The sequence below is a fragment of the Bradyrhizobium sp. WBAH42 genome, assembly GCF_024585265.1.
Lineage (GTDB): Bacteria > Pseudomonadota > Alphaproteobacteria > Rhizobiales > Xanthobacteraceae > Bradyrhizobium.
Genome location: NZ_CP036533.1, coordinates 2,110,871 through 2,136,398, shown reverse-complemented (window position 1 = coordinate 2,136,398; position 25,528 = coordinate 2,110,871). Strand labels below are relative to the sequence as shown.

Genomic DNA, 25,528 nt, shown 5'->3' with positions numbered 1-25,528 from the left:
CAAACGACGGCAGTTTGGTTTTGTGGCCCGTATGGAGCGAAGCGAAATCCGACAATCGTGCCACAAGCAATCGCGGCCCCGGATCGCGCTTCGCGCCATCCGGGCTACGAACTTGCAGGATTCAACGAAAGTTGAATCGATCCCTCACACGTCCTTGGTGTCGAAGATCAGGATGTCGGCGCCGCCGCTGGCGAATTTCGGCACATCAGCGCCGGTCGCCTTGCCTTCCGGGCTGGCGAAGGCCGCCTGAACGTCGGCCACGCTGTCGAACGTGAGGATGGCGACGAGATGGATTCCGGAAGGACCCGCGGGAGAGGCGACCGGCCCCTTGCTGACGGCGTAGTTCTTCAGGCCGGGAAGCTTCTTGGCGAGCGGAATGTGGGTCTCGGCATAGTACTTGTCGAAGGCGGCAGCATCCTTGGGGGTCTTGTAGAGCACAACGACTTCAGCCATTTAGTCCTCCCGTTGAATCCTTGTTTTTTCCGCGCGCGATTGGCCTCGCGACGAGGGGATAGTCTGTAGTTGTCGGCAAGATGGCAAGCCGGATTCGGCTTGCCATTCCCTTGTATTGTCCTTGCTCTTGTCCTTGCCTAAAGCGCCGGTTTTGCGGCGTCGCCGAGATAGCCGTGCAGGGAGGCGACGACCTGCGCACCCTCGCCGATGGCGCCGCCGACGCGCTTGACCGAGCCGGAGCGGACGTCGCCGACGGCGTAGACGCCGGGCACGGAGGTCTCCAGCGGCGCCACCAGCTTGCCCTGGTTCTGCTCGGACTGCGCGCCGGTCACGACGAAACCGCCGCGATCGAGCGTCACGCCGCAACCGTCGAGCCAGGACGTGGCGGGATCGGCGCCGACGAACAGGAAGAGATTGCGGATGTCGGCGGAATCCTCGTCATCCGACAGCCGGCTCTTCCAGCGGATGCGCCGCAGCAGCGACGCCTCGTCGCCCTCGAGTGCGGTGATCTCGGTGTTGAACATCAATTCGATGTTCGGCGTCGCTTCGATGCGCTCGATGAGATAGCGCGACATGCTGGCACCCAAGCCTCCGCCGCGGATGATCATCAGCACGCGTTTGGCGTGGCCCGACAGGAACACGGCCGCTTGGCCTGCCGAATTGCCCGCACCGACCAGGGCGACTTCCTCGCCCGCGCACAGCCGCGCCTCCACGGGCGATGCCCAGTACCAGACGCCGCGGCCCTCGAACGTGTCGAGGTTGGCGATGTCGGGGCGGCGATAGCGTGCGCCGCTCGCGACCACCACCGAACGTGAGCGCAAGGGATCGCTGCCCTCCAACGCCACCGAAAATGCGCCGTCCTTGCGCGTGCAGTCGAGCGACTTCACCGTGACGGGAATCATGATGTCGGCGCCGAACTTCTGCGCCTGGGTAAAGGCACGCGCGGTCAAGGCCTGGCCGGAAATGCCGGTCGGAAAGCCCAGATAGTTCTCGATGCGCGCGCTGGCGCCGGCCTGGCCGCCGAAGGCGCGGGTATCGAGCACGGCGACCGACAGCCCTTCGGACGCTGCATAGACGGCGGTGGCGAGCCCGGCCGGTCCGCAGCCGACGACGGCCACGTCGTAGATGCGGTCGCCCTTGGCGCCGCCGATCATGCCGATGGCGCGCGCAAGCTCGGTCTCATTGGGGTTGCGCAGCACCGCGCCATCGGCGGTGACGACCAGCGGCCAGTCTTCGGGCTTGGGCGAATAACGCGCGATCAATTCGGCGCCGCCGCGTTCGCGATCGGGATCGAGCAGATGATGCGGCTGGCCGTTGCGGGTGAGAAAGCCCTGCAGCCGCACCAGGCCGACGGAGTTCGACGGTCCGATCAGCACGGGACCGCCGACGCCGCCCTGGATCAGATTGACCCGGCGCAGGATCAGCGCCCGCATGATGCGCTCGCCGAGGTCGGCCTCGGCGACCAAGAGCGCGCGCAGCCGGTCCGGCGGCAGCAGCAGCGTCTCGACCTCGCCCTCGGCGCGGCCGTCGACCAGCGCCGGCTGTCCCGAGAGCTGGCTGAGCTCGGCCAGGAATTGCCCCGGCCCCTGGTCGATCACCGGGATGACGTGACCAAGGCCGTCGCGCTGGCTGATGGCGACATGGCCCTTGAGCACGACGAACATGCCGGGCCCGGGCTTGCCGGTCTCGAACAGCAACTCGCCGTCCACATAGGTGCGGATTTCGCCGAAGTGTCTGATCCGTTCGATCTCGGCAGGCGTCAGCGCCGGAAAGGTCTGCTCGGGGCGGGTGAACCGCACCAGCTGCGCTTCACGGTCGGTTCGTTGTGTCTCGTCCTGCCCCATGGTCACTGCATGCACTCCAAATTTCCAGCCGCCGGCTTTCAACGACGGATCTTGCCGGCGGCCCCCTCATTTAGGGAACCATCCTCATTCTGCGAGGGGTCGGTGCTTGCGGCGCGTTCGCGCGCCTGCACCTTCCGCCGCTTCAGGTTTTCGCGGAGCGCCGATTTCAGCCGGTCGTCCCGGGACGCCCTCGCCTGCCTCGCGCTCTTGTCAGTCTCGTCAGCCATCGCGGCTCCATCACAGCAACCGGCAGCAGGATGCCATCGAAGTGTGGCAGCTCAAGAGGCAACGCGATACGCCCTTTGCGAAACGCGAGATGGATCGAATCCGCCCCCAGGCCAACTGACCTCTTGGGCAGGGATACCAGACCCCGAATCGGCGTGAAGTCGGTCAGTTCAGGCGAAACCGGGCATTTTGGCGCCGATATCGGCCCGATTTTCTCGTATTGGCGCGGCTAGCAAGCTTGCGCAGGAGGGGGGCTTGTGGCAGATATCGGCCCGCTTGGTAGGCCCCTCGGGCGGCCGATTCTTGTCCCAGCACATGCTGCCGTAGCTCAGTGGTAGAGCACTCCATTGGTAATGGAGAGGTCGACAGTTCAATCCTGTCTGGCAGCACCAGCTTTCCTCATCGACGCGAGCCCTCCGCCCGGCAGCGAGCCCGCAACAGCCACGGATGCCATCGTGATCACACGTTCCCTGCCCTATGAAGGACTGCTCCACGAGATCGTCGAGCATAATGGCGTGCTCTATCTCGGCGGCATCGTCCCTGAAGATGCCGGGCTCGACATGGCGGGCCAGGCCGACGATGTGCTGCGCCAGTTGAAGACCCTGCTCGAGGGGGCCGGCTCCGATCTGTCCTGCGTTCTGCAGGTGACGATCTACGTGGCCGACCTCACTGAGAAGGCCGCGTTCAACCAGGCTTGGAAGCGCTATTTCACCGCGGAGCATCTGCCGGCGCGTGCCGCGATCGGCGTTGCGGATCTCGGCCCGGGCGTCAAGCTGGAGCTGACGGCGATCGCCGCCCGCCGCTGACCCACGACCGACGGCGAAGCGAGCAAGCCCGATCATTCCTGCGTTCGCACATGAAGCCGCGCTCTCGCGACGCAAGCGTCCGAGTTTTGCTGTTTTCCTTGACCCTCCTCTGTGAAGAGGGCGCAGGGAAGGCCGGGTGCCGGCTGGCACCCATGATCCGCCGCGCGAAAAAATTTGCACACGCAAATGCGCAGGCGGGACGACAGGTGGGCCGGAAAACACCCGGCCTTCCCTGCGCGATGGTTTGACGGCTTATGCCTGCTCTCCCCGGAGCCGAGTTCCTTCTGGCCTCCGTCACCTCGCGAATTGATGCTTCCAGGCCCGGTTGAGCCCAAAACCATCTCCGCAAGGCTTGACCGTAGCAACGACGGTCAGGACCACACGGTTTTGCCGTACGCAGCTTCCGGCTCCGCCAAGAGGCTTCGCCGGATGTTGGCGCCGTCCGTTCCGCACACCGGCCAGGACCTCACGAGGTTCATCTCGCCCTGGTCCCGCCACGCGTGCCCGACGCAGCCGCGTCCACCGCACCCTGGCCCTCGTTCGTGACGACGTACGATCGCCCCTCTCCTTGGACCGGGATGCGCGATGAATACCGCAATTCCGAATTTCGGTAAAGTGGAATATTTTTGCGGGAGGGGATTGACGGGGGTTTGCGCGGAGGGGTGGTGTTTTGCCCGACGGGTTAGAAGCGTTGCGGTTGATCTCGGGTTTTGACCGGATGGGGAAATCCTACCACCGGCCATGCCGCCTGAAATCACGTGGTCTTTCGACCCTCGTTGGGGTAATTTTCTGTTGCAACTGATAATCGCGAGCGGATCATTTCGCCGCGGCATCAAGGGAGGACGATCATGACCTTCCGTGCACGAAGTCATCTTGCTTTCTTCGCTTCATTCTTGCTCCTGACTACGGCTGACGCGGTTCGCGCGGGCAGCGAGGACGAAGTGAAGGCTCTTTTCACAAGATTTGTTGCCGCACAAAACGCTCATGACCTCAAGGCGGTTGGTGAGCTTCTGCAAGACTCGGCTCAGTTCCTGTGGATCACGCGTGGCGCCCCTGTCTGGGGTCACGCTGCAGCAATCAAGCGCTTCGAGACCCTGTATCAAGGCACTTGGTCCCTCGACCCGAAATTGGACGAACTGAAGGTCATCGAATTGCAGACGGGGGTGGCGCAACTCTATGTGCCAGTAACCTTCATGATTTCACCGCCTGGACAGACTACGCAGCCGACACGGTTCCTGATGAATCAAGTGCTGGTGAAAACAGGCGACGGAAGATAACAAGCATCCTTCCAATTCCTGCGCCTCAGCCATAGACCAGATTTATTCGTCGCATGCAGCTCGTAGGATGGGTAGAGCGCGAAACCCATCAATGCCCTGCTCGGAGACGAAAGATGATGGGTTTCGCAAGTGCTCTACCCATCCTACGCACTGATGGTTCTATGTTCGATGGAGCGCGCCCGCCCTTGGTGAACGACCGGGCGGCTTGCGTCGTCCCTTGGCCGTTGGTGGGCATCACTTGAAGTCGGCTCGAGCCCCGAATCGAGCGTTGAGCAACCCTGTGGCACGACGTAAGCTCTCGCCCAGTTCGCTGGCTGAGGAGAAGGCGCTTATGAAGAGGCGCGACTTCATGGCAGGGTTGGGACTTGCGACTGCGCTCCCTGCTGCTTCACGAGCCCAACAGACACTCCCGACCATCGGTTTTCTCAGCACGCGTTCGCCCGATGAAGCCGCAACGCACACCAATGCTTTCAGGCGCGGCCTCGAAGAGATGGGTTACGTCGAGAACCGTAATATCAAGATCGAGTATCGCTGGGCGAAGGGTGACTACGGCAGCTTGCCGTCCTTCGCCGCTGAATTGGTCCGCCATCCTCTTTCGTTGATTGTAGGAGCGGGTGATCCCGCTGCCCGCGCGGCCAAATCGGCGACCTCGGCGATCCCCCTTGTCTTTCTCGTTGGCGACGATCCCGTTCGCGCGGGCTTGGTGACGAGCATGAACCGCCCGGGCGTAGCAACTGGCGTGAACTTCTTCACAGGCGATTTGGGCGGCAAACGCCTGGAACTCATCTGCGCGATGGTCCCCACTGCCGGCGTCATCGGCTTGCTTGTCAATCCACGCTTTGGGAGTGAGGTCGTCGAGCAGCACCGGCAGGCGGTCGCCAACGCGGCCAAGTCCCTTGGGCGCGAACTTGTCGTGCAGGCCGGGACGACGGATGCCGAACTTGACGCGGCTTTCGGCGTGCTTGGCAAGGCTGGCGTCAAGGCTTTGGTCGTGCAGAACGATCCATTCTTCGACTCCCGGCGAAGCCAGATATTGGCACTCTCATCGGAGCATCAATTGCCAGGCATCTTCCACATTCGAGAGTTTCCGGCCGATGGCGGCCTGATGAGCTACGGCGCCAGTCTTTCCGATACGTATCGCCTGCTCGGCGTCTATGCCGGCAAGATCCTGCACGGCGCGAAGCCCGACAATCTTCCGGTCTTGCGGCCAACGAAATTCGAGCTCGTGATCAACATGAAGTCGGCCAAGGCGTTTGGGCTTGCAGTGCCACAGTCCGTCCTTGTCGCATCCGATGAATTGATCGAATGACTTGACTGGCCCCATGCCCAAGCTTCGCCTCTAGGCGGGCCAAGGGATGCTGGCCAGTCCAAAGATCGCACCTTCGCGGACGTCCGAGGTGCCGGATGTTTGACCTGTGTCGCTCAAGCCTGCGGCGGTTGCAAACTGTGCTGGCGCGCCTTTTTGAAAAGCTGCGGTCACACGGCACGTTGACCCCTCATTTCATGGTGATAGTCTTTCAGCTCGCGGCCTGTCCGGGAGGACACAATGGGATGGTTCGACCGCCTGTTTGGAAGATTGTCGGAGCCGACGACCCCTCTCTTTGCGAGATTTCGGCGGAAATCGAAGGCACCGACCGACCCTGATCTTCTGAAAATTGCCAAAGACCGGAAGGGGCATGTTTCCCGAAGGGCCGTCAGGGACGAATATAATCGGCTGGTCCTGGAGAAGTACGCGCACGACAAGTCGTGATGCGAGGACCCGTCGAGGCCGATCTCGGTGGCGAAACGTGATGGTTTCCCGACGGCTCTCTCTCTTGCGCACCATCAATCGTCGCCATTCACCTGCAGTGCCGCGAAGCGATCATCGGCCCGGCGCAGCCGCCGGCACAGCTCGCGATTGACGTTCTGCAGGACGATCACGTAGGCGTGGATGTCGGCCTTGTAGCAGGCATAGAGCTTTTGGGCCGTCAGCTCGTACAGCACCGTCGGTGCCTCCGCGACCACCGTAGCGGAGCGGTTCTGCATTTCGATCAGCGTCATCTCGCCGAAGAAATCCCCAGGCTCCAAACGCGATATCGGGATGACGCCGCCCGCATGGGTCCGCTTGCTCACCGCGAGCCGGCCGGACTTGACGATGAACATCGAGCGCCCCGGCTCGCCCTCGGCCACGACGGTCGCGCCCACCTCGAAGTCGCGCTCGACCAGCATCGAGATCAAGAGGTCAAGGCTTTCGTCCGAAAGGCCACCGAAGAACGGCGTCGCCAGCAGGAACGCTTTCAGATCGGGGGACGTGACGAGCATTGCGCGAGGTTACGCCCGGTCGATGGCTGCGGCAAGCTAAGCGGCGCAGCCAGGTTCCGTCATTGCGAGCCAACGGGTCCGCGCGAAGCGCGGCCCGATGACAGGCTCCGCGAAACAATCCAGGAATGTGCCCGCGGAAACAGTCTGGATTGCTTCGTCGCAAGGGCTCCTCGCAATGACGCGGCGAGAGATTTTCGCCTCTCGACTCTGGTCCACTGCCGCGCGAAGCGAAACCCATCAGGCTCGTTCGGTGGCGGAGATGATGCGTTTCGAGAAGTGCTCTACCCGTCCTGCACAATGCGGGCTATTTGGGCCGGCGCCCCCTGATCGCGTGTGCGCGCGCACTGCAGGTGATGCGACCGTCCGCATGCGCCGGCAGGGCCGCACGCATTCGCGAGATGAGCGTCTCGACGTCTGCGGGCCTCATCGCGGCAACGGCAGGCCGGAGCGCGGGGGACTTCAGACTGATTGCCCAGAAGTCGTCGAAACCCGAAAACGTCCGTTGCACCGTGATCTCTCGCGTTTGCACGTCCTCGAGACCTGCTCCTCGCCACAGGTCCCGCAACGCTTCCATGCGAGAGGCGTCCATCCGTGGCGGGCGGGTTGCCGGAATGCCCATCGCCTTCATCTCGTCGTAGATCGGGTCGAGCGGAAAGCCGCCACCCAACATGTCCCACATATACGTCATGACCGTACCGCCGGGGACGACGACCCGCACCATTTCGCTGACGCCCCTGGCGGGATCCGGAACGAACACGAGAACCAACGCCATCACAGCCGCATCGAAGCTGCCATCCGCGAAAGGAAGTGCCATCGCATCGCCCTGGTGAAACTTTGCCACGCGCGCCGCAGGTCGCGTGCGCGCAAAGGCAAGCTGCTCTGCCGAGGGGTCAATGCCCTGGACCTCGACGGGGCTGCAGCGCTCGACCAGGAGTTCGGTGAAGGCGCCGTTGCCGCAACCGATGTCGATCCACCGCAAGCCGAGAGGAGGTGCCAGCCAATCAAGGAATATCTCGCCGGCGAACCGGCTCCAGATTCCCATCATCTGCTCGTAGGCAGCACCGTCGTCGAAGTGAATGGTCTGCTCTGCCATGTCGAGATCCTCCCGGCCCGATGACGATGCTTGGCGCGCGCCATTCTGCTCACAAGAGATGGGACGGGGGAAGTCCCGAAGCTGACCTGATCCGCCGGATTACTGTCGCGCAATGCCCTCGCTGCGCAGCAGCCGCCGCTTTCGCCACACCTTCAGGTCAATCATGACTTTCACCGTTGCCGCGAGGACGAGCGCACACAGCGCCGCCTTGGAGATCGTCTCCATCGTTCCCTCGATCAGGAGACAATGGATCACGCTGCCCGTGACGATGACGATGGCTAGGGGAATATGGATGATGCGCCAGGTTCGCGGCCGCAAGCCCAATGGCCTTCGCAACAGAGCCAGGAGCGCAACGATGAAGATGGCCCACATCGCGGTCACGCCAAAGGGGGAGAACGGCGTCGGCGACGAGAATGTCAGCGCGTCGATCATATCGGGCGGGCTGGTGACCCAGAGGCCGGCGACGTGGATCACAATCGCCAGGGCAAGCGCGCCGCCGATCCAGTGATGGGCGCGCCTGTTGCGATAGGCCGACAATCCCGGCAGGTAGCCGCCGATCAGCAAAGGCTGCACGAGCACGAGACCGAGGGCGATGATCCCGGCGAAACCGGCGAGGATGTAGACAGGACCGCGCCAGGCGAGCTGCTCGCTGGCTGCGGCAGCGGCGACCGGCACGCCGATCGCCAAGGCGAGGGCGGCCCAGATCAGGGGCGCCCGGGCCGATCTCCATCCCTTCATCTGCAAATCGGGTTCAAGCCGGCTGCAGCACGAAGTGCGCCTCGAGGCTGGTCTCCTTGGCGCTCCGCATCACCGGCCGCAGGAAGACCGTCTTGAACTCGCCGCTGTCATAGGCGAGATGACCGTGCGGCTGGCCGAAGATCGGAATGATCTGCGGCATCTCCAGCCGGAACTTGCCGTCCTTGTCGGTGAGCGTGGCGCCGTGGCTCTGCGGCTCATGCTCCTGCCCTTCGACCGTGTGCGCCCAGATCTGGATGCGCTGCCCGGCCAGCGGAGCTCCGTCCCCGGCGCGGCGCACGGTGCCGCTCATCCAGAAACCGCCCTTGCCGATGCGATCCACGATCGCCGCGCCCTTGCGGTAATTGTTCGCGCCGCCCGACATCGACTCGGTCGGCGCGAGGCCGCTGGCACGGGCCGGCAGCAGGAGGCCGGAAGCGCCGGTTGCCAAGACACCGGTCGTCAGGACGGAGGCGCCAGCGACGAGGAGATTGCGGCGGGTGAGTGCGACCGTGGTCATGTCGGTTCCTCCGGGCGAGCAGTGCAGTGGCACCAAAGAGACTACAGCAACAGACGCCAGACGCCCAGTTGCGATGAAGGGCGCCCCGGGTCGCAATAACGCTGTTGTGAAAGCAAATGGAGCCGCGTCAGAAGTTGTTCTTGACGAACTTCTCGCCGATATTGAGGGCGTCCAACAGCGACTTCCTGTCGTCGTGTCCGGTCTGATAACCCTTGACGATCGCTTTGCCGCGTTCCTCTGGGGTGCCGTGGTGTTTCGGGTGCTTGAGCATGTTGTCGCCCGCGTTGAATTGCGTCAGCGCAATCGCGGCGGCATTGAAGCTCGATTGCTGCAACTTGCGAACGCCTGCGAAGTAGCCGGCCAGGAAATCCGCATGCAGTTCCACCCGTTTGACGGTGGGCTGCCCCTCGAGGAGAATTTCGTCCACCCCCACCTTCCACTGCAGCACGTGTCCAAACTCGTGGGCGCAGATGCCGGCGACCGCGGCATCTCCCGCCTCGGGGTCGGCCATCAATTGCTTCAGGAGCCGTTGGCCGAACAGCACCGTGCCATCGGTCTCGGCCACGCGTTTCTCGCGCAATGCAAACGCATTCGGTGAGTCAAAGTCGTCGAAATAGGCGAAGCTCGGCGTGACGTTCAGACAGTCGGAAATCCGGACCAGCGTCTCTGCGAGCGCACGGTCGAATTCCTTGTCGCCCGATTTGGGAATTGACGGCCTCTCGCGCACGCTGCCGCCCTGCCCCTCAGGCTTGTTGCCGAGAATGTTGCCGGCTTCGCTCGCGGTCAGACTGCAGCCATAGGCCGGATTGTGGCGAGCGTCGGCGGCCACTGCGCCGATGCCGCCGAAGAGAAGAAGGCCGCAGCCGATGCAACATCTTCTTGTCAGCATCTGCATGTCTCCCTAGCAGAGATTTGGAAATCTTCGGCAGGCCTCCGAGGTGCCGCTTGTCTGGGGCGGGGCATTCGCCGGCGGATTTGGCACGCTTCCGGGAGTTGGAGCCGCGGTTTGCGGGAGCGGCACGGGTGGAGCCGGCAGGGACTGGGGCGTGGAGCCGATGTTGAAGTTCGCGTATTCGATCCGGTTGGTATAGAGGCTGATGCCCAAGAGCCAGGTCGACACGCCCTGCTGATGCTGCGCGACCAAGGAATAGACCGGTCCCGCAGGGAGCTGGGTCTGCCCGTTCAGGACGACGTTGGTCACCTGCCCGAGTTGGACCAGTTGCGGGTAGACGCCGCTGTTGCCCGTCTGCATCGCGATCGTCTGCCAGAGCTGCGGGCCGTACCAGGTCCAATTCGGCGTGCCTGTCTGCAATTGCTGGATCACCGCCGTCAGGATTTGCCGCGGGTCCGCCTGCGCCGCCGCGGTCCGCGTCCCCTGCGTCTGAAGCAGGCAGGCCAACACGGCCGCGATCAAAAACCGGGTCGATCCCTTCGACATCATCTGCATTCCCCTGCACCCCAAACTACGAAGCCAAAGCCGCCAGTTGCACCGGCATCTCGATCGGTCAGTCAGCCGATCACCTGTTGATCTGCCCGGTCGAACTCCTGATATCCGGCATCGTCGAGGGCACGACGATCGGCCGCTCCGGGACTGGACGATCGACATCAGGAGCAATCCTGAACGTACTCGACCCGCCGCCCGTGCCGGATCCCGACCCAATGTCGGAGCATTGGATCCTGCACGCCATCTTGCTTCGGTCGCAGGTGCAGCCTTCGGCGATCCGGCTGAACAACTCAGCGCGAGGCAGCTGAAACGCGATCAGCGCCAGACTGGCCAGCATCAGTGTCTTGCGTGTGCTCATCCTTCACTCCACAGGCCTCAATCGAACGCTCTTGAAACCGACCACGACCGGGCGCGGCAGCAGCGTATCCGGCAACAGCACGTTCGACGTCGCGCGGCGCTCGAACGCGATCGCCCCGCCCGGCGCACCGTTCGGGCCAGCCTGCGGCGTCGGAGCGGGGGATTGCGGCTTGCCGTCGCCGCTCGCGCCTGCAGCCACGGGGGCCGCCTGCGCGGCCGCCGCCGGCAATACAGCCTGCTGGTTCACCCCCACGTTCCCCCGCGTACCGCCATCCTCGCCCATGCTGGTTTGAATCGAGCGTGCCAGGAACACGCGGCTGACAAGCGCGAGCTCGACCGAGAAGCGCGGCCGCTCAACGCCAGTCTTGCGATCCTTCACCTTGTCGTCGATCCTCTTGCCGATCAGGATCGAAAGCTGTTTGCGCAACCCTTGCTGCGTGCAGAACCCTTTCGTCGCGTCATCTTCGCAGAAGTCGAGCAGCCGAAGCTCCGCCGGCACCGCCGGAACACCATAGGTTTCGGTGGCTGAAAACCTGACCTCGACAGTTTCGGTCGAGCTTGCATCGGCACCAAATCCGCCGCCCAACAACTGGGACGTCGCGCTGGCGCTGCCGCTTGCCCGTTTCACATTGGTGATGGTGAAGCGCGGAAACAGCACGAGCGGAAGGGTGGTCCGGGTCGCGGGCGGCTTAAACAGCGAGTCGGTGGCGACCGTCTGCGGCCAGACCTGTCCGTCATGGTCGGGGCGGGCATTCGTGGCGGGGAATTGATAGACGGCCCGATAAGCATCCTCGATTTCCGAGGTCATATCGAGATGCAGCAATTTGATGGAGCGACCCGCGAACGGCTCGTCCGTCGCCGAATCGCTGACCGCGTCGTCGGAGATCATCGCAAAGACATCGCCGACCTGGATGTCCTCGATGGGTGGATAGACCGGCTCGAAACCGAGTTTCTGGATCGCCTCGTTCCATTGCTTTGCGACCGAGAGCTTGGGCTGCTCGCCAGTCTCGGCCCAACGCACCAAAGCGAATGTCGCGGCTGCCACAACGATGAAGCCCGCCCCCACAATCCAGGTCTTGAAACCGTTCCTTGCCGGGGCAGGCGTGCCGCTCGCCGGAGAAGCCACTTCGCCCGGAGGACCACCCATGATCCAACTCTCTATTGTGCGGCGCAGCCCTGCGGCCAGGACGCCTTGCCAAAACATTTTCCGCGAACCCAGCTTTACTGGTGCTCACTCACGATGGCCGCTCCATCGACAATCAATCGCGTCTCAGGATGCGGCTTCGTTCACAAAACAGGCCTTCAAACAATACGTGTCACTAAACATGAAACTCGCGCTGGTTGCCACTGGCAATTCGCACAATTCCGGAGTTGGCGGTCCTGCCGCGCGGCTGGGAGCCGGGTCGTAATGACGCACGCAGGCCCAACCGCCGTCGTGCCGTAGCTGGCCTGCAGGTTCCTGCTCCGCGAGAGGGAGCTGAGGCTCCACACCGATGCCCTGCCAGCGCGCATCAGCGGCAACGCCAGGGACGCTTGCCAGACGCCTGAAAACGCCAGCTATTTCAATACGATCCATATCCATCCATGCTTGACCGACATGGTCGACCATTGCGCGGCGGCGCTAACATTCCCATCGACGGGCACTACATGTGAAGCCCAATGCGCATCCACTCACCGGTCCCCTCCCCATGATCCCCTTCTCCGTGCTCGACCTCGCCCCCATTCGCCAAGGCGGCGACGCGGCGCAGGCCTTCCGCAATTCGCTCGATCTGGCCCAGCACGCGGAGAGGTGGGGGTTCAAGCGGTTCTGGCTGGCCGAGCATCACAACATGACGGGCATCGCCAGCGCGGCGACGTCGGTGGTGATCGGACACGTCGCGGGGGGCACGAAGACGATCCGCGTCGGCTCCGGCGGGATCATGCTGCCGAACCACTCGCCGCTGGTCATCGCCGAGCAGTTCGGCACGCTGGAATCGCTCTATCCCGGACGGATCGATCTCGGGCTCGGGCGGGCGCCGGGCACCGACCAGTTCACCGCGCGGGCGCTGCGGCGCGACCTCGCCACCACGTCCGAGAACTTTCCGCATGACGTGCTGGAGCTGCAGGCGCTGCTCGGCGACGTGCAGCCGAACCAGGCGATCCGCGCCGTGCCCGGCATGGGGACCAAGGTGCCGCCGTGGATTTTGGGATCGAGCACGTTTGGCGCGCAGCTTGCCGCGATGCTCGGCCTGCCCTTCGCCTTTGCCTCGCATTTCGCGCCGCAGATGATGATGCCGGCGCTGCGCGAATATCGCGCGCGCTTCGAGCCCTCGGCACAGCTCGACAAGCCCTATGCGATGGTCGGCGTAACGTCTTCGCGGCCGAGAGCGACGCGGAGGCGCAGCGGATGTTCTCCTCGCTGCAGCAGCAGTTCATCAACCTGCGCCGCGGCACGCCCGGCCCGTTGCCGCCGCCGGTCGACGACATGGAGGCGCTGTGGTCGCCGGCTGAGAAGGCCATGGTCGGCCAGTCGCTGTCGTGCTCCGCGGTCGGCTCGCCCGATATGGTCGAAGCGAAGCTGAAGGCGCTGATCGCCGAGACCGGCGCGGACGAATTGATGACGACGGGGCAGATCTACGACCACGCCGCGCGGCTGCGCTCGTTCGAGATCGCAGCAGAGATTCGCGACCGCCTGGCGGCGCAGCCGGCCCGGTGATCACACCGGGGCCGGACGTCGGCGATGCCCTCCGAGCGTGGCAAATTCGCGCAGATTGCAGTTGCGGCCTTGGCGTCCTACACTCGGTGCCTGGAAGGGTAGCGTAGCGCCGATCCCTCAAAGCCTGATCGTAGGCCGCCGATGGACGTGGTCCGCAGTCGCGCATTCGATTTCGTCGAGACGGTGCGGCAGCTTCCGGACGCCGCGAGCATTCTGGATGCGATGAGCCGCACGCTCGGCCAGCACGGCTTCGACTATTTCTGTACTTCATATGTCGCCCCGCTGTCGACCGAACAGCCGCGCGAGGCGGTTCTCGCCGAACGGTTGCCGGCCGGCTTTCTCGATATGTATTCCGAGGCGCAGTATGTGTGGCACGATCCTGCGCTGCGTCATTGCAGGACAACGCTTCAGCCGTTCCGCTGGTTCAGGGAAGCGCCGTACGATCCGGAACGGGAGCCGCGCGCCGTCGAGCTCGTGCGACGCGCCCGCGACTTTGGCATGGTGGATGGCGTGGTGATCCCGGTCATCTCGCCAGCGGGCCGCACCGGCCAGGTGTGGTTCGGCGGCGCCGAGATCGACCTGCCGGAGCGCGATCTCCCCGCGCTCCACCTCATGGCGCTTTACGCCTTCGACCGGGTGCTGGCGCTGCGCGGCCGGCCCGAGGCTCCGCAGCTCGTACTGTCCTCGCGTGAGCGCGAGGTGCTGACGCTCGCGGCCGTCGGGCGATCCAGCGACGAGATCGCCGACGCCTTGACCATTACGGTACGCACCGTGAAGGCGCACATCAGCAGCTGCTGCAAGAAGCTCGGCGCAGCCACCCGCACGCAGGCCGTGATGATCGCCATGCGCGACCGGATCATCTCGCCCTGAGCGTGAATGGCCGATCGCGACCGGAGCCGATCAGTCGGCAAAGCCGAACAGCTTGGCCGGATTGTGCACCAGAATCTTTTCCAGCTCGGCCTGATCCAGCGCGTAGCGGTACATCAGCTCGAGCAGATCGGCATCGTTCGGCGGCTGCTTCACCGAGACCGGATGCGGCCAGTCGCTGGCCCAGACGCAGCGATCGGGGGCGGCCTCGATATAGGCGCGCGCGATCGGGATCACGTCGTCGTAGGGCGCACCGGCCTTCGAGGTCTTCTCGCCGAGCGAAAGCATCACCCAGAAATTGCCCTTGGCCAGCAGCTCCAGCATCTTGCGCAGGTTCGGATCGTTCCTGCCGGCCTCAGGGTCAGGCCGCGCCATGTGGTCGATCAGCACGGGCACGTCGAGGTTCTCGTATTTGGCGACGCTGGAGACGATGCCGTCCTTCTCCGGCTGGATCTTGACGTACCAGCCGAACTCGCGGATGCGGGCGATGGCGCGGGCGAAATCGGCGTCCGACAGCACCGCGCCGAGTTCCTGGCGGAAGCTGAAGCGGGCGCCGCGCACGCCGGCGTCGTGCAGCTTGGCGAGATAGGAGTCGCTGGCTTCCGCGAACACCAGCGCATTGGCGCAGCCGCGATAGTTCGGGCCCATCGCTTTGAGCCCGTCGAGCACGACGGCATGGTCGGCGCCGTAGGTCGTGGTCTGCACGATGATGCCGCGCTCGATGCCGAGCGCCTTGTGCATGCGCAGCGCCGCTTCCCACGTCGCGGTCGGCATCCGATAGGCGGCGCCGGGACGTTCCGGATATTTCTCGATCGGCCCCAGCACGTGGAACTGGCTGTCGATGGTCTTGGGCGGCGGCGCCTTGATCGGACGGCGCGGGTTGGGGTCGAACGGCAGATAGGTCGGCATGCGCTAGAACTCCTCAGTCGATCACGGCGGTGAAGTCGCACTGCACCAGCGCGCCGCCATCCATGTTGTCCATCGGCAGCGCGTGGCGTGCCGGGCGCGAATGCTCGTCCGGAAACATTTTTAGCCATTCGACATTGAGGGGTCCGCGCTGCGCGCGGTCCTTCAGCCACACCGTCATCTTGATGATGTCGTCGGCGGTGCCGCCGGCGGCCTCCACCGTCGCCTTCATATGCGCGAACATGTTGGCGCATTGGGCATCCAGGCTTTCCGGCATCGCATTGGTCGCGGGATCGCGGCCGAGGATGACGCCCGACATCACGAGATTGCCGATGCGGCAGGCGTTCGGAATCGGGTTGACGTGCTTGAAGCCTCCGATGTGGATGCTCTTGCGCCGCGTTTGGCCACTCATGGTGCGCTCCCTGCTTGTTATTGTTTCAGACGAACTGGCATGACACGGAGCCGAAGGCGCCGTAGTCGGCATGGAAGGTGTCGCCGCGGCGGATGTCGACCGGACGCGTGAACGATCCCGCCAGCACCACCTCGCCGGCTTTGAGATGTTCGTCATGGGGCGCGAGGCGGTTGGCGAGCCAGGCGATACCGTTGGCGGGGTGATTGAGCACGCCGGCTGCAAGGCCGGTCTCCTCGACCTCGCCATTGCGGAACAGTAATGCGCCGATCCAGCGCAGATCCGCATCCATCGGGCGGATCGGCCGGCCGCCGAGCACGAGTGCGGCATTGGCGGCGTTGTCCGAGATCGTGTCCATGACCTTGCGCGTCTTGCCCGTTTCCGGGTCGACGCGGTGCATGCGCGTCTCCAAAATCTCCAGCGCAGGCATGACGTAGTCGGTGGCGTTGAGCACGTCGAAGATGGTGCAATCGGGTCCGCGCAGCGGCGCCTTCAGCACGAAGGCGAGCTCGACCTCGATTCTTGGCGCGTGAAAGCGGTCGAACGGAACAGGCGTGGCATCGGCGTAAAACATGTCGGCGAACAGCACGCCGTAGTCGGGCTCGTTGATGCCGACCGCGTTCTGCATCGCCTTCGAGGTCAGGCCGATCTTGTGGCCCTTGATGATGCGGCCGCGGCCGAGCTGGAGCTTGGTCCAGGCGCGCTGGACGGCGTAGGCGTCCTCGATGCTGAAATCGGGATAGTCCTTGGTGAACATCGGGATCAGCGATTTGGTGCGCTCGGCTTCATCGAGGCGCGCGGCGAGGCGTTCGATGGTGGCGGTATCCAGCATCATCTATTGCTCCGTGGCAACCGTGTTGCGCAGCACGCCGATGCGGCTCGACTCGACCTCGACGACGTCGCCCTCCTTGAGCCAGCGCGGCGGATCGAAGCGCGCGCCCGCGCCCGTCGGCGTGCCCGTCACGATCATGTCGCCGGGCTTGAGGGTCGCGAAGGTCGAGAGATAGGAGATCAGGAAGTCGAACGGGAACATCAGCCGCTCGGTGGTGTCCTGCTGCCTCACCTCGCCGTTGACGCGCGTTGTGATGTCGTGGGGACCACGCGGGTCGAGCTCGTCCGCGGTGACGATCCACGGGCCGATGCTGCCGGAGCGGTCGAAGTTCTTGCCCTGCGTGACGTTGAACTTGCCGTGGCGCAGCCAGTCGCGGATCGTGCCCTCGTTACACAGCGTCATGCCGAAGATGTGCGACCACGCTTTTTCGCGCGGAATGTGGCGACCGCCCTGCCCGATCACGATGACCAGCTCGCCTTCATAGTCGAGCTGGTCCGAGACCTTGGGCTTCTCGATCGGCTGGCCGGAGCCTGATATCGAGGACATGCTGCGCACGAACAGGCTAGGGTATTTGGGCAGGTCCGAATTGTCTTTGTATTCCGCATTGCGCTCGGCGTAGTTGACGCCGATGCACCAGAGCTTCTCCGGCGCCAGCACCGGCGGCAGCAGGACGAGCTGGTCCAGCGCATGGTCCGGCTGCTGTCCCGCGACGGCATCCTGCGCGTCGGCGCGTGCGTTGGCCGCGATCAGCGCCTTCACGTCCGAATAGTCGCGGCCGATGCGCCTGGTCAGATCGACCACGCCGCCGTCCACGGCCGCGCCATAGCGCGCCTCGCCGTCCAGGAGATAGCTCAGCAGTCGCATTGGATGTCCTCCGATGATCTTGGGGCGGCGGCCGGCGATGAGGCGCGCGCGCTCAGTCTTTCGATTTGGGAGTCTGGAACACGGTGTTCAGCGTCACGATCTCGCCAAGCCGGGCGTAACGCGGGCCGCCGATGCGCGCGATCGGGTCGAGCGCCCTGGTCTCGACCTTGCCGTCGTTGACGAGGCCATCGCGCAAATGGAACAGCACGACCTCGCCGACGATGAGCCGGCTCTTGGCGTCACCGAATTCGAGACACTGCCGGAACCGGCACTCCATCGCGACCGGCGCGGCGGCGAGCCGCGGCACCTTGATGCGCTCGCTAGCGAGCGTTTCGAGCCCGAGATGCTCGACCTCGCTGACCTCAGGTGGATGCTCGACGGAGCTGTCGTGCAAGGCCTGCATCAGCGGGGTGTCGGCGATGTGGATCACATATTCCTCGGTATCGAGGATGTTGTGCGCGGTGTCCTTGTAGTCGGCGCCCTTGCGGCCGACGCTGATGGCGAGCATCGGCGGCTTCTGCGAGACGAAGGTGAAGGCGCTGAACGGGGCGAGATTGAGCACGCCCGTGGCTGACAGGCTCGTCACCCACGCGATCGGGCGCGGCACCACGATGCCGGTCATCAAGCGGTAGATGCGCTCGGCGCCGAGCTCGGTGGGGTCGATCCGCATCGATCAATCCGCCCTGATATTGGCCTTGCGCACCACCGGAATCCACTTGGCGTCCTCGCGCTCGAGATAGGCCTTGAATTCGTCCGGCGTCATCGGCGTGGCTTCGCCGCCGAGTTTTTCGAACTTGTCGATCACGGCGGGGTCCTTGAGAATCGCGACCAGCGTCTCGTGCAGCTTCTCGACGATGGGCGCCGGCGTGCCTGCTGGCGCGAACAGGCCGGTGAAGGTCTGGCCGTCGAAGTCCTTGTAGCCGAGCTCTGCGAAGGTCGGCACATCTGGCAGCGACTTCAATCGGTGCGGGCTGGTGACGGCGAGCGGACGGAACAGGCCGGCCTTGATGTGCTGGAGACTGACCGTGAGCTGGTCGAACGCGAACTGCACCTGGCCGCCCAGGAGATCGTTGATCGCCGGCGCGTTGCCGCGGTAATGCGCCGTGACCCATTGCAGCCCGAGGCTGGACTGCATCAGCTCGCTGAGCAGATGGTTGGTGGTGCCGGGGCCGGGCGAAGCCATGGTCAGCTTGCCGGGCTCGCGCCTGGTGAGATCGAGAAACTCCTTGAGCGTGGTCGCCTGCACCGACGGATGGACCTCGAGCACCAGCGGCGTCATCGAGATCGTCGAGATCGGGAGAAAGTCCTTCTTCCAATTATAGGCGTCGCGCTTGTTGATCTCGGTTGCAAACAGCACCGGGCCGTTGGCGCCGACGAACAGCGTGTAGCCGTCGGGCGCCGACTTGGCGAAGGCTTCGCCCGCGATCATGCCGCCGGCGCCGGCCTTGTTCTCGATGACGAAGGGTTGGCCGAGCTTTTCCTGGAGCTTGTCGGCGACGATGCGCGCGGCGCTGTCGACGTTGCCGCCGGCGGGATAGGGCACGATCAGCTTGACGTTGCGCGCCGGCCATTGCTGGCCCAACGCGGGCCCGGCCAGCATCGCAGTAACGGCAGCTATGGCAATCCAGATTAATCGCATGTTAACCTCCCGGCGGCGCTTCCAATTCCATATCGGGCGCCGATGACTTTCGTGCATGGCATCCCGATCGGAGGGCAATCTCCAGATGCGCGCTTGCCCTGTCGAGGGAATTGTGGCGTTCTTGTCCATATTATGGACAAGAGACGTGCAACGAAACTCGCCCGCAGCGCCGTGGAACCGCGACAAGGCGCGCAGGCGATCCGGCGCGCGCTCGCGGTGCTGCGCATTCTTGCCGCGGGGCGCGAGGACGGTGTGCCATTGGCCGAGGTGGTCCGCACCACGGGCCTCACCCGCCCGACCGTGCATCGCATCGTCCACGTGCTGATCGAGGAAGGCATCGTCGAGCGGCATGGCAGGAGCGGCCGCTACGCGATCGGCAACCAGGTGCCGGAGCTGGCGCTGGCACGCCCGCGGCCCTCGCGGCTCTTGGTCGCCGCAACGCCATCGCTGCAGCGCGCGTCTGCCGAGATCGGCGACACGCTGTTCCTGACCGTGCGCACCGGCAACGACACGCTGTGCGTCGATCGCCGGATCGGGGTCTATCCGATCCAGGTGCTGTCGATCGAGGTCGGCGCGCGGCGGCCGCTCGGCGTCTCCAGCGCGGGCGTTGTCATCCTCGCCGCGATGCCGGCGCAGGAGGCACGAAGGATCGTCGCGGCGAACGAGAAGCGGTTCGAGGCCTACCGGACCGACGTCGCGACCGTGCTCGGCGAGGTCACCGCCGCACGGCGCCTCGGATACGGCCTGAGAGAGACCGGCCTGGTGCAGGGGACGAAATCGATATCGACCTGGATCAAGACGCCGGACGGCCAACCGGCCGCGGCGATGACAGTCTCCGCCGTTCGCACGCGGCTCGGCCCCCGCCGCGAGCAGGAGGTCGCGGAGATCTTGCTGCGGGAAGCCCGGATCATCGAGCAGGCGATCGGGGACTAGCGCTGCGAGCCGCTTCTTCGCCTCTCCCCGCTTGCGGGGAGAGGCCGGAATTCGAGCGAAGCTTGAATTCCGGGTGAGGGGGACTCTCCGCGAGTCTAACTGCCACCGTTTTCGAGGAGAGAGCCCCTCACCCCAACCCTCTCCCCGTAAGAACGGGGCGAGGGGGCGCACTGCCGCTGTCGCGCTGTCAATGGGCTGACTTGGCACACACTTTTATGGCACAACGGCCGCCATCACCGACCGACCAACGAGGCCACGCATGCCCGCGCCGAAACCGCCTGCCTTCGAGACCCTGAGCCTGCATGCGGGCCAGCATCCGGATCCCACGACCGGCGCTCGGGCGGTGCCGATCTACCAGACCACGTCCTACGTGTTCCAAGATTCCGACCACGCCGCGGCGCTGTTCAATCTCGAACGCGCCGGCCACATCTATACCCGCATCTCCAATCCGACCACCGGCGTGCTGGAGGAACGGCTCGCCGCGCTCGAAGGCGGCGTCGGCGCGATCTGCACGGCCAGCGGCCAGGCGGCGCTGCATCTGGCGATCGCGACGCTGCTCAATGCCGGCGACCACATCGTGGCGTCGAGCTCGCTCTATGGCGGCACCATCAACCTGCTGGCGCACACGCTGCCGCGCTTCGGCATCACCACGACGTTCGTGAAACCGCGCGATCACGACGCATTCCGGTCGGCGATCAAGCCGAACACGAAGCTCGTGATCGGCGAGACCATCGGCAATCCCGGGCTCGAGGTGCTCGACATTCCCAAGGTTGCGGCGATCGCGCATGAGGCAAAGATTCCGCTTCTGATCGACAACACCTTCGCCACGCCCTATCTCAGCCGCCCGATCGAGCTGGGTGCCGACATCGTCATGCATTCGGCGACCAAATGGATCGGCGGCCATGGCATCGCGATCGGCGGCGCCATCGTCGACGGCGGCCGCTTCGACTGGCGCGCATCGGGCAAGTTCGGCGTGCTGACGGAACCCTATGGCGGTTATCACGGCATCGTCTTCGACGAGCAGTTCGGCACGGCCGCCTTCATCATGCGCGCCCGCACCGAGGGCCTGCGCGATTTCGGGGCCTGCCTATCGCCGACCAACGCGTTCCAGCTGCTCCAAGGCGTCGAGACCCTCGGCGTGCGCATGGACCGGCATATACACAACACGCATCTGGTGCTGGAAGCGCTGAAGGCCAACAAGGCAGTGGACTGGGTGCTGCATCCCTCGCTCGAAGATCACACGGACTATCAACTGGCAAAGACGCTGCTGCCGCGCGGCGCCGGCTCGATCGTGTCCTTCGGCATCAAGGGCGGGCGCCCCGCCGGGCGCAAATTCATCGAGAGCTTGCGCATGATCAGCCATCTCGCCAATGTCGGCGATGCCAAGACGCTGGTGATCCATCCGGCCTCGACCACGCATCAACAGATGGACGCCGAGCAGCTCAAGGCCGCCGGCATCGGCGAGGAGCTGGTGCGGCTCTCGGTCGGCATCGAGACCGCAAGCGACATCATCGACGACCTCAATCAAGCGCTGCGCATCTCGCAAAAGGCCTGACATCATGAAGCTCTCCGTCAACGGCACCGATGTGTTTGTCGCAACCGGCGGCCGCGACTTCGACAAATCCCTGCCCGCGGTCGTCTTCATCCACGGCGCCGGCTTCGACCATTCGACCTGGGCGCTGCATACGCGCTGGTTCGCCCATCACGGTTTTTCCGTTCTGGCGCCCGACCTGCCCGGCCACGGCCGCTCTACTGGGCCTTCACTCGGCAGCATCGCGGAGATGGCCGACTGGACAGCAGCGCTGCTCGAAGCGGCGGGAGCTGCGAAGGCGCATCTGATCGGCCACTCCATGGGATCGCTGATCTCGCTGGAAACGGTGGCGCGGCATCCGGACAAGGTCTCCGCGCTGAGCCTGATCGGCACCGCCGCGACCATGACGGTGGGCCCGGAGCTCCTGAAGGCCGCCGAAGCCAACTCGCAGGATGCCAACGACATGGTCTCGATCTGGGGCCTCGGCTTCAACGCCGAGCTCGGCGGCAGCCTGGCGCCGGGCCTGTGGATGCATGGCGGCGCGCAGGCGGTGCTCAGGGCATGCGAGCCGGGCGTTCTGTTCAGGGATCTGTCGGCTTGCAACTCCTATACGAATGCGCTTGCTGCTGCAGCGAGCGTGAAGGTGCCGACAACGCTGATCCTGGGCGAAAAGGACATGATGACGCCGGCCAAGGCGGGCAAGGCGCTCGCCGCCGCGATCCCGCATGCAAAGACCGTCGTGGTGCCCGGCGCCGGCCACATGATCATGGCCGAGCGGCCGGACGAGTTGCTGGCGGCGCTGCGGAACTAAACGGATCGATCTTCCGTCTTGCGCGTTGCGGTCAGACATCCCTCTCACTCTAGAAGGGGAACTAGACCATGCCGAGACAGGAAGTCATTCGCAAAGCGAGGCAAGACAAGCGCGCCGGCAAGTCGGCCAGCACGCAGGCCGGCGAATTCGTCAAGGACGAGATCGACAGGATCCGCAAGGGCAAGCACGGCGCGCGCTCGACCAAGCAGGCGATCGCGATCGGCCTGTCCGAGGCGCGCCGGGCCGGCGTCGATCTGCCGCCACCGAGCAAGGGACGCACCAAGAAGGCGACGCGGCGCAGCGCCAAATATGCCTATGAGGTCGGCCAGGGCAAACGCACGCCGAAGCGGAGGCCGAAAGTATCGCGCGCCGTCACGAACGTCCTGAAGAAGGAGCCGCGCTCCACGGCATCGCGCGGCGCACTGTCGAAACAGGCCAAACGTGCCGCAAGCCGCCGAACCGCAGCGTCCCGCTCTGCCACGGCGCGGAAGGCGAGCCGCACCAAAGGCGCCAAGGTCCGCTCCGCTGCCGCCAAGAAGGCGGCGCGCACCAGGGCGCGCCGCCGGAGCTGATCAGTCGCGCCGGTTCAAGAACCCGGCGTCCATTTCCAGACGATGTCGGAGACGTTGACCGGCTTCGGGATCAGGCCCAGCTTTGCGAAGCAATCGGCGACCGCTTGCTGGCTCCTGACCACCTCGGCGTCGAGCGGCACTACGCGGAAGTTGGAGCGATCCACGAAACGCCTGACGGCCTCGATGTCAACGCCGGTCGCGTCTGCCTGGGCTTTGGCGACGTCCTCGTGGTGTTCGTTGGCCCAGACGCCTTCGGACGCGAAGGTGGTGTTGAGCTTGGCGACCAGCGAAGGAAATTTATCGACGAAATCCGTGTTGGCGATGTAGAACGCATTCGGCTTGTGCACGTCCTTGTCGAAGGCGATCACGCGCGCGCTCTCCTTCAATTCGGCGAGCGCCAGATAGGGATCCCAGATCGACCAGGCATCGACCGAGCCCTTGACGAAGGCTGCCGTCGCATCGGCCGGGGCGAGCGGCGCCGGCGTGATATCGGACCAGGACAGGCCGGCCTTTTCGAGCGCAGCGACCAGCAGATTATGCGCGCTCGATCCCTTGCCGAAGGCGACGCGCTTGCCCTTGAGATCGGCGAGCGAGCGAATCGGCGAATCCTTCGGCACGATGATCGCCTGGGTGTTGCCGTCGGATTTCACCGCAGCGACGTAGCGGATCTTGGCGCCGCCGGCCTGCGCGAAGATCGGCGGGGAGTCGCCGACATAGCCGAAATCGACGCTGCCGACATTGATGGCCTCCAGCAGCGGCGGACCGAACTGGAAGTCGATCCACTTGATCTCGATGCCGAGCGGCTTGAAGGCGTTTTCCAGAGTCTGGCGCTGGCGCACCGCCGGGAAGAAACCACCCTTCTGCGTGCCGATGCGGATTTCCGCCGGCTTGTCCTCGGCGTGGGCGGGTACAGCCAGGGCCGTCGCAAGCAACAGCGTCGTAGCCAGAATGTGTCGTCGATTGATCATAACGCGGTCCTTTCGGTGGGATCAGTTGGCGAAAAGTTGCGAGCTCGCGCGACGGCCACGCTCGGAGAACACCGCACGGGCGGCGCGCTCGGCCTCGCGGGCCGAACGGAACTGGCGGCCTTCGAGGCTGTCGAACAGGCGCTCGGAGGAGAAGAAGCGGAAGCCGCGCTCATCACGCGTGATGATGCCGGCGGCGCGGTCGTGGATTTCGATGATGTAGGCGTTCGACTGGATCTGGGACATGACTGCTCGTTCGCCGAAGTTCGGCGTTTCTGTCTTGGGATTTTCGGTGGAAGGTGCTGCTAGGAAACGGTCAGCAGCAACAACAGGCGCCCGTGGCCGCAGAGAAACAGCGCCGCGTCATGCACGCATGCATGTCGTTCTGATTGCGCTGGCGATCGGTTTTCATAATGCGGCTTCAGGCTCGATGAGCAGTTTCGGTGCCTCGAATATCGAGCGATCGGCAGGATTGGTCAATGAAATGGCTATCCATATTTACGGCGCGCGCGCTGGGCGGGTTCTCCCGCCGCAAGCACGGACAGACGGATTCATCTCGCGATGAGTTCAACGCGCGCGGGCAGCGGGCATGATACGCTCCCAACGCCAATGATATGGGAGGTTCCAGGCATGGCGGATGCTCTGAAGGGGCGCACGGCGCTCGTGACCGGCGGCTCGCGCGGAATTGGCGCGGCCGTCTGTCGCGTGCTGGCCGAAACAGGTGCAGCGGTTGCGATCAACTGCCGCGAGAGAATCGGGCAAGCCGAGCAGCTGGCGGGCGAGATCGGCAAGCAGGGCGGCCGCGCCATCGTGGTCGCCGCCGACGTCTCGCAGCGCGAAGCCGTGGCTGATATGGTCGAGCGAGTCACGGCCGGGCTCGGGCCGATCGACATCCTCGTCAACAATGCCGGCATTGCGATCACGCGCGGCGTCGACGATCTCACCGAGGATGATTTCGACCGCACCATCCTGGTCAACCTGAAATCCGCTTTCCTGTGCACGCAAGCGGTGCTGCCATCGATGCGCGCGCGGGCATGGGGCCGCATCGTCAACATCTCCTCGGGTGCCGCGCGCGGTGCGGGCTCGATCGGCCCGCACTACAATGCGTCAAAGGCAGGCATGGAGGGCCTGACGCGCGGCTATGCGGCGCGGCTGGTGAAGGAGGGCATCACCGTGAACGCCGTGGCGCCATCGCTGATCGAGACCGACATGATGAGCGGCCAGCTCCAGCTCGTCGGCCGCATCCCCCTCGGCCGCTTCGGCACGGCGGATGAGGTGGCGAAGGCCGTGATGCTGCTGATCGACAATGCCTACATGACCGGACAGACCATCGCGCTGAGCGGCGGGATGGCGTTTAATTGAAGCGGAGCGGCGGGCTCTTCTTCCTTCTCCCCTTGTGGGAGAAGGTGGCGCGAAGCGCCGGATGAGGGGTATCTATCCGCGCGCAAC

The 25,528-nt window shown here is 64.6% G+C and carries 29 protein-coding genes, 1 tRNA gene and 1 pseudogene; 12 read left to right on the top strand and 19 right to left on the bottom strand.

Annotated elements, in window-relative coordinates:
• Nucleotides 1-144 precede the first annotated feature (144 nt).
• The 3 genes from DCG74_RS10035 to DCG74_RS10025 form a co-directional block, all read right to left on the bottom strand.
• Nucleotides 145-453, bottom strand: coding sequence for an EthD family reductase (locus DCG74_RS10035; protein ID WP_172785146.1), 309 nt, complete (start codon nucleotides 451-453; stop codon nucleotides 145-147).
• Between the two features lie 137 nt (nucleotides 454-590).
• Nucleotides 591-2,297, bottom strand: a complete 1,707-nt coding sequence (locus DCG74_RS10030; protein WP_172785234.1) for an FAD-dependent oxidoreductase — start codon at nucleotides 2,295-2,297, stop codon at nucleotides 591-593.
• Nucleotides 2,298-2,335: 38 nt separating this feature from the next.
• On the bottom strand, nucleotides 2,336-2,524 hold the full coding sequence (locus tag DCG74_RS10025) for a hypothetical protein (RefSeq protein WP_172785147.1): 189 nt from the start codon (nucleotides 2,522-2,524) through the stop codon (nucleotides 2,336-2,338).
• 315 nt (nucleotides 2,525-2,839) lie between these two features.
• On the opposite strand from DCG74_RS10025, the gene DCG74_RS10020 reads away from it, so the two are divergent.
• The 4 genes from DCG74_RS10020 (at nucleotide 2,840) to DCG74_RS10005 (ending at nucleotide 5,914) form a co-directional block, all read left to right on the top strand.
• Nucleotides 2,840-2,914 (top strand) — tRNA-Thr (locus tag DCG74_RS10020).
• 63 nt (nucleotides 2,915-2,977) lie between these two features.
• A complete protein-coding gene (locus DCG74_RS10015) occupies nucleotides 2,978-3,328 on the top strand; it encodes a RidA family protein (protein WP_172785148.1) in 351 nt (116 codons plus the stop codon).
• An 848-nt stretch (nucleotides 3,329-4,176) separates the two neighbouring features.
• A complete protein-coding gene (locus DCG74_RS10010) occupies nucleotides 4,177-4,605 on the top strand; it encodes a nuclear transport factor 2 family protein (protein WP_246708788.1) in 429 nt (142 codons plus the stop codon).
• A 331-nt stretch (nucleotides 4,606-4,936) separates the two neighbouring features.
• Complete coding sequence (locus DCG74_RS10005) at nucleotides 4,937-5,914, top strand: ABC transporter substrate-binding protein (RefSeq protein ID WP_172785149.1); 978 nt, start codon at nucleotides 4,937-4,939, stop codon at nucleotides 5,912-5,914.
• Nucleotides 5,915-6,429: 515 nt separating this feature from the next.
• Here the strand turns inward: DCG74_RS10005 and DCG74_RS10000 are convergent.
• The 8 genes from DCG74_RS10000 to DCG74_RS09965 form a co-directional block, all read right to left on the bottom strand.
• The gene (locus DCG74_RS10000; protein ID WP_172785150.1) at nucleotides 6,430-6,906 is read right to left on the bottom strand and encodes a Crp/Fnr family transcriptional regulator; all 477 of its coding nucleotides are present in this window, start codon (nucleotides 6,904-6,906) and stop codon (nucleotides 6,430-6,432) included.
• Between the two features lie 304 nt (nucleotides 6,907-7,210).
• Nucleotides 7,211-7,999, bottom strand: a complete 789-nt coding sequence (locus DCG74_RS09995; RefSeq protein ID WP_172785151.1) for a class I SAM-dependent methyltransferase — start codon at nucleotides 7,997-7,999, stop codon at nucleotides 7,211-7,213.
• 99 nt (nucleotides 8,000-8,098) lie between these two features.
• Nucleotides 8,099-8,737 (bottom strand): ferric reductase-like transmembrane domain-containing protein, encoded by a 639-nt coding sequence (locus DCG74_RS09990; protein ID WP_172785152.1) that lies wholly within the window; start codon nucleotides 8,735-8,737, stop codon nucleotides 8,099-8,101.
• 13 nt (nucleotides 8,738-8,750) lie between these two features.
• Nucleotides 8,751-9,254, bottom strand: coding sequence for a Twin-arginine translocation pathway signal (locus tag DCG74_RS09985; RefSeq protein WP_172785153.1), 504 nt, complete (start codon nucleotides 9,252-9,254; stop codon nucleotides 8,751-8,753).
• 127 nt (nucleotides 9,255-9,381) lie between these two features.
• Complete coding sequence (locus DCG74_RS09980) at nucleotides 9,382-10,143, bottom strand: metalloprotease (RefSeq protein ID WP_172785154.1); 762 nt, start codon at nucleotides 10,141-10,143, stop codon at nucleotides 9,382-9,384.
• A 12-nt stretch (nucleotides 10,144-10,155) separates the two neighbouring features.
• Nucleotides 10,156-10,701 carry a hypothetical protein gene (locus DCG74_RS09975; RefSeq protein WP_172785155.1) on the bottom strand — a complete coding sequence of 182 codons (546 nt, stop codon included), beginning with the start codon at nucleotides 10,699-10,701 and terminating at the stop codon, nucleotides 10,156-10,158.
• Between the two features lie 70 nt (nucleotides 10,702-10,771).
• Nucleotides 10,772-11,056 carry a hypothetical protein gene (locus DCG74_RS09970; RefSeq protein WP_172785156.1) on the bottom strand — a complete coding sequence of 95 codons (285 nt, stop codon included), beginning with the start codon at nucleotides 11,054-11,056 and terminating at the stop codon, nucleotides 10,772-10,774.
• A gap of 3 nt (nucleotides 11,057-11,059) precedes the next feature.
• Nucleotides 11,060-12,202 carry a hypothetical protein gene (locus DCG74_RS09965; RefSeq protein WP_172785157.1) on the bottom strand — a complete coding sequence of 381 codons (1,143 nt, stop codon included), beginning with the start codon at nucleotides 12,200-12,202 and terminating at the stop codon, nucleotides 11,060-11,062.
• Between the two features lie 541 nt (nucleotides 12,203-12,743).
• On the opposite strand from DCG74_RS09965, the pseudogene DCG74_RS09960 reads away from it, so the two are divergent.
• Both DCG74_RS09960 and DCG74_RS09955 read left to right on the top strand, forming a co-directional pair.
• Nucleotides 12,744-13,750 (top strand): annotated as a pseudogene (locus DCG74_RS09960) (LLM class flavin-dependent oxidoreductase).
• 141 nt (nucleotides 13,751-13,891) lie between these two features.
• Nucleotides 13,892-14,620 carry a LuxR family transcriptional regulator gene (locus DCG74_RS09955; RefSeq protein WP_172785158.1) on the top strand — a complete coding sequence of 243 codons (729 nt, stop codon included), beginning with the start codon at nucleotides 13,892-13,894 and terminating at the stop codon, nucleotides 14,618-14,620.
• Nucleotides 14,621-14,650: 30 nt separating this feature from the next.
• Here DCG74_RS09955 and DCG74_RS09950 read toward each other — a convergent pair whose 3' ends face one another.
• From DCG74_RS09950 to DCG74_RS09925, 6 genes are read right to left on the bottom strand one after another with little or no spacing between them, the layout of a single operon-like run.
• Nucleotides 14,651-15,526, bottom strand: coding sequence for an amidohydrolase (locus tag DCG74_RS09950; protein ID WP_172785159.1), 876 nt, complete (start codon nucleotides 15,524-15,526; stop codon nucleotides 14,651-14,653).
• A 13-nt stretch (nucleotides 15,527-15,539) separates the two neighbouring features.
• Nucleotides 15,540-15,935 carry a RidA family protein gene (locus tag DCG74_RS09945; protein ID WP_172785160.1) on the bottom strand — a complete coding sequence of 132 codons (396 nt, stop codon included), beginning with the start codon at nucleotides 15,933-15,935 and terminating at the stop codon, nucleotides 15,540-15,542.
• A gap of 25 nt (nucleotides 15,936-15,960) precedes the next feature.
• A complete protein-coding gene (gene hpaH, locus DCG74_RS09940; protein ID WP_172785235.1) occupies nucleotides 15,961-16,764 on the bottom strand; it encodes a 2-oxo-hept-4-ene-1,7-dioate hydratase in 804 nt (267 codons plus the stop codon).
• 3 nt (nucleotides 16,765-16,767) lie between these two features.
• Nucleotides 16,768-17,628, bottom strand: a complete 861-nt coding sequence (locus DCG74_RS09935) for a fumarylacetoacetate hydrolase family protein (RefSeq protein WP_172785161.1) — start codon at nucleotides 17,626-17,628, stop codon at nucleotides 16,768-16,770.
• 52 nt (nucleotides 17,629-17,680) lie between these two features.
• On the bottom strand, nucleotides 17,681-18,298 hold the full coding sequence (locus DCG74_RS09930) for a flavin reductase family protein (RefSeq protein WP_172785162.1): 618 nt from the start codon (nucleotides 18,296-18,298) through the stop codon (nucleotides 17,681-17,683).
• Between the two features lie 3 nt (nucleotides 18,299-18,301).
• Entirely contained in the window at nucleotides 18,302-19,267 is a 966-nt protein-coding gene (locus DCG74_RS09925; RefSeq protein WP_172785163.1) for a tripartite tricarboxylate transporter substrate binding protein, read from the bottom strand.
• Between the two features lie 132 nt (nucleotides 19,268-19,399).
• On the opposite strand from DCG74_RS09925, the gene DCG74_RS09920 reads away from it, so the two are divergent.
• The 4 genes from DCG74_RS09920 (at nucleotide 19,400) to DCG74_RS09905 (ending at nucleotide 23,114) form a co-directional block, all read left to right on the top strand.
• The gene (locus DCG74_RS09920) at nucleotides 19,400-20,200 is read left to right on the top strand and encodes an IclR family transcriptional regulator (protein ID WP_172785164.1); all 801 of its coding nucleotides are present in this window, start codon (nucleotides 19,400-19,402) and stop codon (nucleotides 20,198-20,200) included.
• Between the two features lie 259 nt (nucleotides 20,201-20,459).
• Nucleotides 20,460-21,755 (top strand): O-acetylhomoserine aminocarboxypropyltransferase, encoded by a 1,296-nt coding sequence (locus DCG74_RS09915; protein ID WP_172785165.1) that lies wholly within the window; start codon nucleotides 20,460-20,462, stop codon nucleotides 21,753-21,755.
• Between the two features lie 4 nt (nucleotides 21,756-21,759).
• On the top strand, nucleotides 21,760-22,542 hold the full coding sequence (locus DCG74_RS09910) for an alpha/beta fold hydrolase (protein WP_172785166.1): 783 nt from the start codon (nucleotides 21,760-21,762) through the stop codon (nucleotides 22,540-22,542).
• Nucleotides 22,543-22,610: 68 nt separating this feature from the next.
• Nucleotides 22,611-23,114, top strand: a complete 504-nt coding sequence (locus DCG74_RS09905; RefSeq protein ID WP_172785167.1) for a DUF6496 domain-containing protein — start codon at nucleotides 22,611-22,613, stop codon at nucleotides 23,112-23,114.
• Between the two features lie 14 nt (nucleotides 23,115-23,128).
• Here DCG74_RS09905 and DCG74_RS09900 read toward each other — a convergent pair whose 3' ends face one another.
• Both DCG74_RS09900 and DCG74_RS09895 read right to left on the bottom strand, forming a co-directional pair.
• Nucleotides 23,129-24,082, bottom strand: a complete 954-nt coding sequence (locus DCG74_RS09900; protein WP_172785168.1) for an aliphatic sulfonate ABC transporter substrate-binding protein — start codon at nucleotides 24,080-24,082, stop codon at nucleotides 23,129-23,131.
• A 21-nt stretch (nucleotides 24,083-24,103) separates the two neighbouring features.
• The gene (locus DCG74_RS09895) at nucleotides 24,104-24,325 is read right to left on the bottom strand and encodes a hypothetical protein (RefSeq protein ID WP_172785169.1); all 222 of its coding nucleotides are present in this window, start codon (nucleotides 24,323-24,325) and stop codon (nucleotides 24,104-24,106) included.
• On the opposite strand from DCG74_RS09895, the gene DCG74_RS09890 reads away from it, so the two are divergent.
• Together DCG74_RS09890 and DCG74_RS09885 are read left to right on the top strand one after the other, a co-directional pair.
• Nucleotides 24,324-24,644, top strand: coding sequence for a hypothetical protein (locus DCG74_RS09890; protein ID WP_172785170.1), 321 nt, complete (start codon nucleotides 24,324-24,326; stop codon nucleotides 24,642-24,644). The genes DCG74_RS09895 and DCG74_RS09890 overlap by 2 nt on opposite strands.
• Nucleotides 24,645-24,709: 65 nt before the next feature.
• Entirely contained in the window at nucleotides 24,710-25,441 is a 732-nt protein-coding gene (locus DCG74_RS09885; protein ID WP_172785171.1) for an SDR family NAD(P)-dependent oxidoreductase, read from the top strand.
• The last annotated feature ends 87 nt before the right edge of the window (nucleotides 25,442-25,528 follow it).